The sequence below is a fragment of the Gymnodinialimonas sp. 202GB13-11 genome (assembly GCF_040932485.1).
In the GTDB taxonomy this organism is placed as follows: domain Bacteria; phylum Pseudomonadota; class Alphaproteobacteria; order Rhodobacterales; family Rhodobacteraceae; genus Gymnodinialimonas; species Gymnodinialimonas hymeniacidonis.
The window spans coordinates 3,317,029-3,328,035 of record NZ_JBFRBH010000001.1; the positions used below are offsets into that span (position 1 = coordinate 3,317,029).

Annotated in this window: 9 protein-coding genes and 1 tRNA gene; 9 read left to right on the plus strand and 1 reads right to left on the minus strand. The window is 61.4% G+C overall.

The features are described 5' to 3' along the window. Nucleotides 1-136 precede the first annotated feature (136 nt). The 9 genes from V8J81_RS16945 to V8J81_RS16985 all read left to right on the plus strand — a co-directional run bounded on the left by V8J81_RS16945 (nucleotide 137) and on the right by V8J81_RS16985 (nucleotide 9,574). Nucleotides 137-1,933: an autotransporter assembly complex protein TamA gene (locus tag V8J81_RS16945; RefSeq protein WP_368476929.1), complete on the plus strand. Its 1,797-nt coding sequence runs from the start codon at nucleotides 137-139 to the stop codon at nucleotides 1,931-1,933. Beyond that, entirely contained in the window at nucleotides 1,933-5,553 is a 3,621-nt protein-coding gene (locus V8J81_RS16950; protein ID WP_368476930.1) for a translocation/assembly module TamB domain-containing protein, read from the plus strand. The genes V8J81_RS16945 and V8J81_RS16950 overlap by 1 nt, the downstream gene beginning before the upstream one ends. Before the next feature lie 42 nt (nucleotides 5,554-5,595). Then, nucleotides 5,596-5,682: transfer RNA gene (locus V8J81_RS16955), tRNA-Leu, on the plus strand. A 124-nt stretch (nucleotides 5,683-5,806) separates the two neighbouring features. Beyond that, nucleotides 5,807-6,418 (plus strand): ribonuclease D, encoded by a 612-nt coding sequence (locus V8J81_RS16960; protein WP_368476931.1) that lies wholly within the window; start codon nucleotides 5,807-5,809, stop codon nucleotides 6,416-6,418. A 28-nt stretch (nucleotides 6,419-6,446) separates the two neighbouring features. Next, entirely contained in the window at nucleotides 6,447-7,043 is a 597-nt protein-coding gene (gene lptC, locus V8J81_RS16965; RefSeq protein ID WP_368476932.1) for an LPS export ABC transporter periplasmic protein LptC, read from the plus strand. A gap of 9 nt (nucleotides 7,044-7,052) precedes the next feature. Then, nucleotides 7,053-7,538 carry an LptA/OstA family protein gene (locus tag V8J81_RS16970; RefSeq protein WP_368476933.1) on the plus strand — a complete coding sequence of 162 codons (486 nt, stop codon included), beginning with the start codon at nucleotides 7,053-7,055 and terminating at the stop codon, nucleotides 7,536-7,538. A 1-nt stretch (nucleotide 7,539) separates the two neighbouring features. Further along, nucleotides 7,540-8,289: an LPS export ABC transporter ATP-binding protein gene (gene lptB / locus V8J81_RS16975; RefSeq protein ID WP_368476934.1), complete on the plus strand. Its 750-nt coding sequence runs from the start codon at nucleotides 7,540-7,542 to the stop codon at nucleotides 8,287-8,289. A 196-nt stretch (nucleotides 8,290-8,485) separates the two neighbouring features. After that, nucleotides 8,486-9,061 (plus strand): ribosome hibernation-promoting factor, HPF/YfiA family, encoded by a 576-nt coding sequence (gene hpf / locus V8J81_RS16980; RefSeq protein ID WP_368476935.1) that lies wholly within the window; start codon nucleotides 8,486-8,488, stop codon nucleotides 9,059-9,061. Between the two features lie 48 nt (nucleotides 9,062-9,109). Further along, nucleotides 9,110-9,574 (plus strand): PTS sugar transporter subunit IIA, encoded by a 465-nt coding sequence (locus V8J81_RS16985; RefSeq protein WP_368476936.1) that lies wholly within the window; start codon nucleotides 9,110-9,112, stop codon nucleotides 9,572-9,574. Here V8J81_RS16985 and V8J81_RS16990 read toward each other — a convergent pair. Continuing rightward, nucleotides 9,571-11,007 (minus strand): nodulation protein NodH, encoded by a 1,437-nt coding sequence (locus V8J81_RS16990; protein ID WP_368476937.1) that lies wholly within the window; start codon nucleotides 11,005-11,007, stop codon nucleotides 9,571-9,573. The genes V8J81_RS16985 and V8J81_RS16990 overlap by 4 nt on opposite strands.

Genomic DNA, 11,007 nt, shown 5'->3' on the forward strand with positions numbered 1-11,007 from the left:
TCCGGTCGCGTTTGGGTTGTGATACGTCCCCGCCCCACGAGCGGCAAGGCGCAAAACGTCTCAACTTTCCGCGCATATTGGGGGAACCGACGGTATACTGCTGGCGTTTGCCAGGATGGCAAACTACGAAATGAATATGTCTGCGCGAATACCTCTGATCTTATCGGTCGTTCTGGCTTTGGGTCTTGGCCCGGCCGCGGCACAGAATGTGCAGATTGTAGCACCAGAAGCCGATGAAGACCTGCAGGATCGCCTGCGCGCCGCCTCCCTCCTGCTGCAGGAAACGGAAGAGGCCCGCACAGCACAGGATATCATCGCCGCCGCACGGGCGGATTATGGGCGGCTGGTAGCAGCACTTTACGACACAGGGCATTTCTCACCGGTGGTGCGCATTGATGTGGATGGGCGCGAGGCCGCGCGCATTCCCCCCTTCGGTGCGCCGCAATCCGTATCGAACGTCACGATCCGCGTCACACCCGGCCCCGAATTCACGTTCGGTACGGCTGAGATCAGCCCGCTTGCCAACGACACCGACCTTCCCGGCGACTTCCGTGCCGGTGGTGCAGCCTCAACTCCGGTACTCCGCGATACGGCCGCCGCTGCCATAGATGCATGGCGCGCTGTGGGGTATGCGACCGCAGGTGTGGCTGACCAACAGATCACGGCCCGCAACGGCGAAGCGGTGCTGGACGTCCGGGTCCGCATTGATCCCGGCCAGATCGTCCGGTTCGGCACGCTCGACCCCGAAGGCCATGAGCGTATGCGGACCGAGCGTATCCTTGCCATCGGTGGCCTTCCCGAGGGGGAGACTTTCTCACCCGAAACACTCGACCGGGTAGAAGCGCGCCTGCAAGACACTGGCGTGTTCTCAGCCATCGCTTTGCAAGAAGGCGACGTTGGCCCCGATGGTACGATGAACATCACCGCAACCCTCGTCGAAAGCCTACCGCGCCGGTTTGGGGCAGGTGTCGAATTCTCCACTGATGACGGCCTTGGCGTCAGCGCCTATTGGCTGCATCGCAACCTCTTCGGTGGGGCTGAACGCCTGCGCATTGAAGGGGAGATCAGCGGTGTGGGATCGGAAGGCCTATCCACCGAAGATGTTGAGGGCATCGATGCGTCCCTCGGCCTGCGCTATTCGCGCCCCGCAACTTTCACGCCCGATACCACCGCTTATGCGGAGATCGGCGCGGATTACCTCGATGAGCCCGCGTTTAGCCTGATCAATATCGGCGCTGAGGTCGGGGTTGAGCATCGCTTCACCCGCACATTGACCGCATCCGCCGGTGTCGCCCTCGACTATTATGACATCGACGACCAGTTCGGCGAACGCCAGGTCACGCTGCTGTCGCTGCCCGCCTCCGTCACTTGGGACCGGCGCGAAGACCCGCTCGACGCGCGGCGGCTGTTCTTCCTCGAAGCCTCCGCCACCCCGTTCGTGACGGATGAAGGAAGCTCAGGCGCACGCACTTACGTCGATGGCCGCGCCTATTTCGGGTTTGGCGAAGATCGCGCAAGCCGCGTCGCCCTGCGCGCGCAACTCGGCAACGTTGTCGGAGGCGAGATCACCGAAATCCCGCCCAGCTTCCTGTTCTTCTCGGGCGGGGCGGGCACGGTGCGCGGGCAGGAATTCCAATCGCTCGGCGCGACCCAGCTTGGCCAGGATGCAGGCGGGCGCAGCTTTGCGGGCCTCTCCGCCGAGTTCCGCCAGGACATTGGAGAAACGAATTTCGGCCTCGTCGCCTTTGCCGATGCAGGCTTTATCGGTGCAGACACGCTGGGCGGCGATGGCGATTGGCACGCAGGCGGCGGGCTTGGTGTGCGCTACGCGACCCCGTTCGGCCCCATCCGCGTCGATCTCGCCACCCCGCTGCGCGGCGACGGCGTGGGCGAAGATCTGTTCCTTTATATCGGTATTGGGCACAGCTTCTGATGCGGTGGCTTTGTATCCTTCTGCTCCTCCTGCTGCCGACTGCCGCGGTCGCACAGGATGATGATCGATCCCGGCTGATCCGCTTCCTTGAAGACCAACTGTCTGACGGCGCCGCGCGCCAGATCCGCATTGAGGGCTTTCGTGGCGCGCTATCGTCTGAAGCGCAACTTGATGAGCTGACCATCTCTGACGCGGATGGCGTCTGGCTTACGCTTGAAAATGCCACCTTGAATTGGTCCCGCTCGGCCCTTCTGACAGGCGCGTTGCAGATTGATGCATTGACCGCCGATCGCCTCGAAATCCTGCGCCCGCCACTGGCGGACGAGGGCGTTGATCTGGCCGATACCGAAGCCACGCCTTTCGCCCTGCCTGAGCTTCCCGTCAGCATCGAAATTGGTCGCTTCGCCATTGCGGAGGTCGTGCTGGGCGAGCCGATCATCGGCCTGCCTGCGACCCTTTCGGTGGAAGGCTCAGGGCAGTTGATCGGCGGGGCCGGACAGGCAGATATCGCGCTGGAACGTCTGGATGGCCCGGGGGGAACCTTCGCGCTTCAGGCAGAGTACGACAATACCAGCCGCGACCTCGCGCTGTCGCTTCTGCTGGCGGAACCGGAGGAGGGTCTGACGGCCGAACTGCTCGGCCTACCAGGTCGCCCGGATCTGAGCCTTTCGATTGAGGGCGAAGGCCCAATCACCGACTTCGCCAGCCAGATTACGCTGCAAACCGAAGGGCAGGACCGCATCGCAGGGCAGGTGATCACCTCGACAGGCACAGATGGGGATCAGCTTCTGACCGTCGACATCGGCGGTGATATTCGCCCACTTCTCCTACCCGATTTCCGCGACTTCTTCGGTGCGGATACGCGCGTACAAGCGCAAGCGCGGCAGGAGCCTGATGGCGGCCTGAGCCTTGATGCGCTGCGCCTGAGCTCCGCTGCGCTGTCGCTTGAGGGCTCCGTTGCGCTGTCGCCCGGCGGTTTGCCTGAAATTGTGGACCTAACCGGTCAGATCACCCCGCCGCAAGGCGAACGCGTACGCTTGCCGTCTGGCGGCACGCCCACCGAAATCGCCGGGGCTGACCTGAGCGTCACCTATGACCGCGCTGCAGGGGATGCTTACGCGCTTATTATAGGCCTTGATCGCCTGACCGTCGAAGATCTTGCCGTTCAGAATGGGCAACTCCGTTTCGAAGGCACCGCAGCTATTACCGAAACGGGGATCGAGGCCACCGCCGCCGAACTCTCCGCCGCGTTGTCAGGCGTCCAGCATACCGACCCTGCCGTCGCGCAAGCCCTTGGCGAACGTATCTCTCTCGACGCAACCCTGTCGTGGATTGCGGGCGCACCCTTGATCCTGTCAGACCTTGTGGCGCAGAGCGGTGATGTAACGGCCACCGGCGGGGCTTCTCTTCAGACGGGTGAGAACCGCCTTGACGTTGCGATGGATGTCACCGCGACGGTCGCCGATCTGTCTCGCTTCGCCGCAGTCGCCGGCCAACCGCTCGACGGGGCAGCAACACTCGGCCTGGCAGGCGGGATTGAACCGCTGTCCGGCGCATTTGATCTGGCGATTTCAGGCACGGGCACGGACCTCCGTTTTGTCGATGCTGTGCCCGCCGAAATCTTCGCCGGGGACACACAGCTTGCCGCTAACGTCGTGCGGAACGAAACAGGGCTGACGCTAACTGGCCTCAACCTGGAGAATGCCGAACTCGATCTAACAGGTGAAGCATCTCTGACCTCGGGCGACACCGTCGCCTCCGCCGAATTCGAACTGCGCGAGGTTGGATATTTCACCGATTTCCTCTCGGGCCCAGTCGCCATAACTGCCGAGGTTGCACGGCAGGGAACCGCGCCCTTCGACATCGACGTTGCCTTAACCGGCCCGAATGAGATTGCCGCAAACACCCAAGGCACCTTCGACGCCGACACTGGTGATTTCGCACTCGACCTCACAGCATCAGCCACTGGCCTGGATATTGGCAACGGCGTGCCGCCCCAGCTTCTGGCCGGGCGCACCCAGATAACCGCGACCGCCAATCGCACTGGCGATGTCCTTAGCCTGACCGATCTGTCCGTTCGCAACCCCGAACTGACCCTGACAGGGGAAGCCAGCGTCAGCCCCACCGTCAGCCGCGTCGATGTGGATGCGCGCCTTGCCAATGTCGGGCTGTTCACTGACGCGCTTTCCGGTCCGGTCAGTGCCGACGCCATTCTGACGCGGCAGGGCGAAGACCCGTGGCAGGTCAACGCGGATCTTGGCGGCCCCGGCGGCATGAACGCCAATGTCGCGGGCCGCGTGGGCCTACCGAACAATGCTGTCGACCTGCGCCTGAACGGCCAGGCCCCGCTTGCATTGGCCAACCGTTATATCCAGCCAAGGTCAATCCGTGGCACGCTTGGGTTCAACCTGTCCATGCAAGGCGCGCCCGGTCTATCCGCGCTCAGCGGCACCCTTTCGAGCAACAACGCCCGCATTGCCGTGCCGACCTATGCGCTGGCGGTGGAAAACATTGGCCTGAACGCGCAAATCTCCGGAGGGCGGGTGAATTTGACGGGCAACGGAACGCTTTCGACCGGCGGGCAACTCAGCACCCAAGGCTCCATAAATCTCGGTAGCCCCGGTCTGGATGGGCAAATCAACGTCTCTCTCGTGAATGGTCGCATTGTGGACCCGACCCTCTATGACGCCCAAATCGCCCGCGCCGATCTGTCCGTTAGTGGCCCTCTGGCGCGCGGTCCGCGCATCTCAGGCGATATAACCCTCGGTGAATCTGAGATCCGGGTTCCCGAAGCCAGCCTCGCGGGCAGTGCCGCAATCCCCGACATCCGCCATCTTGGCGAAACCCCGGAGGAGCGTTTGACGCGCCGCTTCGCCGGCCTTTTGGGCAGCAGTGCAGGCAGCTCCGGCGGGGGAAGCGCCACCACCGCGCTCGACATCAACATCACCGCACCCGGTCGCATCTTCCTGCGCGGGCGTGGGATTGATGCGGAATTCGGCGGCTCCATCCGCCTGTTCGGCACCACTGCCAACGTCATCCCCACCGGCCAGTTCGAACTCGTACGTGGCCGCCTTTCGATCCTCGGCACGCGATTGGATTTCGTGGAAGGCCAAGCGACCCTGCAAGGCAGTTTCGACCCGTTCCTACGCCTTGCCGCTGTCAGCCGCGCCTCCGGCTACCAGATCACCATCCGCGTAGACGGCGCGGCCTCGAACCCCGAAATCACCTTCGCCTCAGACCCCTCGCTGCCCGAGGATGAGGTGCTGGCCCAACTCCTCTTCGGACGCTCCGTATCCGGCCTGTCACCCCTGCAGCTTTTGCAACTGGCCGACGCTGCAACCTCACTTGCCGGTGGCTCCACCAATTCAGGCTTCATCGCGGGCCTGCGCGATGGCCTGGGCCTCGACGATCTGGACCTCAGCACCGACGACGAAGGCAACGCCGCCGTCACCGCCGGGCGCTACCTGTCGGAAAACATCTACACTGACGTGACGATCAACGCCGAAGGGGATGCCGACCTGTCGCTCAACATCGACCTGACGCCCAATTTCACCGCGCGTGGCAGCGTCGGATCGGATGGCAGCTCAAGTATCGGCATCTTCTTCGAGCAGGACTATTGACGGCGCATTCCGCCGGATATATCAGCCGCTCTCACGACACCTGCCCAGGTGGCGGAATTGGTAGACGCGCCAGCTTCAGGTGCTGGTGTCTGTATGGACGTGGAGGTTCGAGTCCTCTCCTGGGCACCAACCTGCACTTTCGAAGAAAGTGTCAGGGGCCGGTAGGGTGATTTTCGAAGAAAATCGTCCCGATAGGCCGCCTTTCCCCTTCCGCCGCATCGATTGCCAATTCCCGACGGAAAGGGACGCGACCATGACGATCCATTTGTATCAAAACGATCTGCCCGATGACCTGTCGTTGGGTCCCATTGTGGCGATCGACTGCGAAACCATGGGCCTGCACCCCCACCGTGACCGCCTCTGTGTCGTGCAACTCTCCGACGGGGACGGCAACGCACACCTGATCCAAGTCGCCAAGGGCCAAACCTCCGCCCCCAACCTTGAACGCCTTTTGACCGACCCGAACACGCTCAAGCTGTTCCATTTCGGGCGCTTCGACATCGCGGTCATGTATCACGCTTTCGGTGCCCTGACCGCGCCGGTTTACTGCACCAAGATCGCGTCCAAACTTGTGCGCACCTATACCGACCGCCACGGTCTAAAGAACCTGCTGCAGGAATTGCTGTCTGTGGACATCTCCAAGCAGCAACAAAGCTCGGACTGGGGCGCAGATACCCTGACAGATGCGCAACAGGCTTATGCGGCCTCCGACGTGCTCTATCTTCATCAGGTCAAGGAAAAGCTTGATATGATGCTGGCCCGCGAAGGGCGCACCGACATCGCGCAGGCGTGTTTTGAATTTTTGCCCTCCCGTGCGAAACTGGACCTCGCCGGGTGGCCCGAAGTCGACATCTTCTCGCACTGATCGGCACCACCGGCCGGAGGGCGAAAGCTTGGCGCGCAGCGATCTCTATTCAAAAACCGTGGTCTGGGTAAAAGTCACCCTGCCCCTTATCGCGCTTGCCCTGTTGTCGAGCCTGTTTCTGCTGTCCGGCGCGCCTGATCCAGACGCGGCCCTGCCCTATGCAGAGGTCGATATTGAACAGATCACCCGCGAACAGCGCGTGACCTCGCCCCGGTTCGCAGGCGTCGTCGGCGAAGATCAGGAAATCATTATCCTCGCCGAAGCGATGACAGCTGAAAGCGGCCAGATCGACCGCATCCATGCCCAAGCCATCGACGGCCGCGTTGATCTAGGCATTGAGGAAGTGATGACGGTTCAGGCCACGCTGGGGGATTTCGACATGGCCGGCCAGTTTGCATCCCTACGCGACGGCGTCGCCGTACAATCGTCGCGCGGCTATCAGATGGAAAGCGACACCATGCTGATGGCGTTGGACGAGGTTCGCCTTCGCGCGCCCACGCCCGTGCACATCACTGGCCCCGGCCTGGATCTGACCGCCGATGCCATGGAGATGGAGGAAGTGGACGGCGCGCCAATCCTTCGTTTCACTGGATCCGTTCGGATGCTATACGACCCGGAGAGTTAAGAGGTTTTCATGCAGCGTCTTTTTGCCCTTCTGGGCTTTGTCCTCTGTCTGTCCGGGCCAGCTTTCGCACAAGTCGATATCGGTTTTGGTGGCGTCAGCTACGATGCGCGGGAACCGATTGAGGTCACAGCCGATGGGCTGACCGTCGATCAAGCCACGGGTGAGGCCGTTTTCACCGGCAATGTCATTGTCATACAGGGCGATCTGCGCATGTCCGCGGGTGCCGTCCGCGTGGTCTACGCAACCGATGGTGGCGATCAGGACGTGCGCGAAGTCATCGCGACCGGTGGCGTCCTTGTCACCCGCGGGGCCGATGCCGCTGAAGGCGGGCAGGCCCGGTTCGATGTCGCCTCCTCGCTGTTGACCCTGTCAGGCAACGTGCTTGTCACGCAGGGACCAACCGCGATTGCCGGGGACAGCATGGTCGTGAACATGCAAACCGGAAATGGTTCAGTCGACGGCCGCGTGCGCACCATTCTGGGCGGTGGCGACTGATATGCCGCTTGATGTCACAGAAGGATCAGCCGGTCTCAGGGTCGAAAAGCTTCGGAAAAGCTACCGTAAGCGCCCGGTTATCCGTGACGTCACGCTCGAACTGAACCGGGGCGAAGTCGTTGCCCTGCTTGGCCCGAACGGATCAGGCAAAACCACCAGCTTCTACTGCATCGCGGGCCTCATCACCCCGGACGGGGGTCGCGTCACCATCGACGGTCAGGACGTGACCTTGTTCCCGATGTATCGCCGCGCCCGCGCGGGCGTCGGCTACCTGCCGCAGGAAATGTCGATCTTTCGTGGCCTGTCGGTGCAAGACAACATCATGGCGATCCTCGAAATCGTCGAGCCCAAGCGCAAGAAGCGGCGCGACCGGCTGGAAGAATTGCTCAGCGAATTCACCATCGAACACCTGCGCCGCGCACCCGCCTTGTCACTATCTGGGGGCGAACGTCGCCGCGTGGAAATCGCGCGCTGCCTTGCGTCAAATCCCCGCTACGTGCTGCTTGACGAACCCTTTGCCGGGGTCGACCCGATTGCCGTGGGCGACATTCGTGCCCTGGTCGCCGAACTCAAGACACGGGGCATTGGCGTTCTGATCACCGACCACAATGTACAAGAGACGCTCGCCATCGTGGATCGCGCTTATATCCTGCATGATGGCGGCATCATCATGTCAGGCACCGCCGAAGAGGTGGTGAAGGACGAAAACGTCCGCCGCGTCTATCTCGGGCAATCTTTCCGCATTTCTTAACCCGGTTTTCGTTGACAGACGGGGGCGACTCGTCGCCAAATACCCGTGATGGTTGCACTTGCTTCATCTCGATCCGAAGACTTCGCCTCACGGCGCACTCAGGATCAACATTTTCGAGAAATCGAGAAATATCAGAGCTTTGCGGGCTTGCTCACGCGTGAGTATCCGCAGGCTATCCCCAAATAACGGAGGTTTCATGCGGTATCAGATCAGTGGAAAACAAATCGAGATCGGCCAAGCCCTGCAAACCCACGTTCAGGATAATCTCGGCGGCGTGGCCGAGAAATATGCCGAACGCCCGACCGATGCGACCGTTGTCTTTTCCAAATCCGGATCCGAATTCGTTTGTGAAACCACCATCCACCTGTCCACCGGCATGACCGCATCGGCCAAGGGTCATGCGCACGAAATCTATGCCGCGTTCGAGACCACGTCCGAGAAGCTTGAAAAGCAGTTACGCCGCTACAAACGTCGCCTGAAAGATCATCACCGGGAGCGTTCGCAGCCCATTGATGTCTTCGGCGGCTCCTCCTATATCCTCGCCTCATCTGAGGGGGCAGACGAAGATTCTGAACCCGACAGCCTGCAGCCCATTATCGTGGCCGAGATGGAGACACGCATTCCATCCCTGTCCGTGGGCGAAGCCGTGATGCAGATGGAAATCGCGGGCGCACCCTTGCTGGTGTTCCGCAACGAAGGACATGACCGGGTGAATGTGGTCTACCGCCGTGATGACGGCAATGTAGGCTGGATCGACCCCGCCACCGAATAGATCAGACGTCAGCCGCACCCGTTCGGTTGACCGAGGGGACGCTTACAGATGGAACTCTCCACATTGCTTGCACCGCAAGCCGTGAAAGTTGTCAGTGACGTCAGCAGCAAAAAGCGCCTGCTTCAGTCAATCTCAGAATTGGCTGAACAGACGGTCGGCGTCCCTGCGCCCCGCATTTTCGAGTCTCTTCAGGAACGCGAAAGCCTTGGCCCCACTGGTGTTGGCAACGGGATTGCGCTGCCCCACACCCGCCTTCCGGGGCTGGAAGAGGTCAGCGGTGTCTTCATCCGCCTGGAACGCGCCATTGATTTCGATGCCGCCGACCGAATGCCCGTGGATCTGGTCTTCGCACTGATGGCCCCGGTTGATTCCGGCGTGGATCACCTCAAGGCGCTGGCCCTTGTCTCTCGCACCCTGCGGGATGATGAGCTCTGCGCAAAGTTGCGTGCCAATTCGGACCCAGCCGCCCTCTATGCATTGATGACGGAATCCGAGGCCACCAAGGCCGCCTAGGATTTGTTCCAGCGTTTGAAGCCGAACCCGACATAGTCGCGCCGATACGTGTCGATCAGAACCTGTTCGATCTTCCCGTCATAGACGGCCTTCAACGGAAACGCGCCCGGCATGGCCTCGCCAACAATCTCCGGCACCTCTTCAACGCCAGCCTCAGACGCCAAGGCAGGCAATGCGTCTTTCATCTGGTGCTCATGGACGACCGCCTGCGGCACCATCACTTGTGAGATGCCCTGCAAAATCGCCGTCTGGCTGGCCCAAGCCTGATCAACGCGCACGCTGGTCTGCCCGTTCAGATTGCCCTTTAGAAAGCCGATGAAGCCCACAAACGCAGCCTTTTGCTCGGCCTCCGTCCAATTCTCACCCGGCGTCTTGCCGGGGATCGGCACCTTGTACCGCTGCCGCAGGATCTTGCGTGGATCGGAGTACATCGGCCTATCATCGGGCAAGATGAAGCGGTTGAACGTGCAATAAGCCCGCGCCACGGGGTGCCGCAGAACGCTGAAACTGCGGAAGCCGGGATTGTCCTTCATCCACTGGCGCAGCTGCTTCTGGCTCATCTTTCGGATCAACGCATCGCGGCCCACATCATCGATCTTTCCCAACCAGTCGAGCACGGAATTCTCCGGCCCGCCTTTGATCGGGCAGAACAACAGGCCCTTCGTCGGATGCGCCACGAAGTTCGGTACCTGTGCGGCACGATCCGGCTCTAACTCAGGCGATTTCTCCAATCCGAAGCGATCGAGATCTGCCAAAGCAGCGACCATGTCGTCGTAATTCTCAACCTTGTCGCGCAGCGGGCTGGGGTTCTGCTTCTTCAGCTTCTTGGACGTCGCATCAACCCGCTCGTCCGACCCCAGAAACGCCGCCAGCCCGTTCAGAACATCCGCGTCGTTGATGTCCTCATAGCGAATATGAAACGCGACCTGTCCCGTGCGTTGCAGCCCCCGCCGCAGATGCTCCTGAAACCCGCCGAGCGTATCAACCAGTTCCCGAAACTCCGGCGCATCGAACCGCACCTTCGCCGTCTTGGCATGTTTCAGATCCGTCAGCCGCCACTGGCCCGTCGCGCTGGCGATCTTTCGACTGACGTAAGAGTCGAGCGGATTGCGCGTCAGGATCACCTTTGCGATCCGCGGATCAGGCAAGACCCGCTCGACCACGCGGTCATCATGGTCGTGGAACAACCGGAACCCCGGTAGCGCATCACCTGCATTTTCGATGATTGCCTCAAGCAGACCAAGCGGGTCCTGCTCGCGCCGATCCATGTCATAGCCATGCATCTCAAAGGTGTTGTGATGACCCAGAAAGGTCGGATTATAGACCTCCCCCAGGCAATTGATACTTTCGAAATTGTTGAGTGAGTCTTCCAGGTAGTTCGACCCGGTCCGCATCTCGGCGAACAAAACGAAGGCATCAAATCGGCGAGCCAT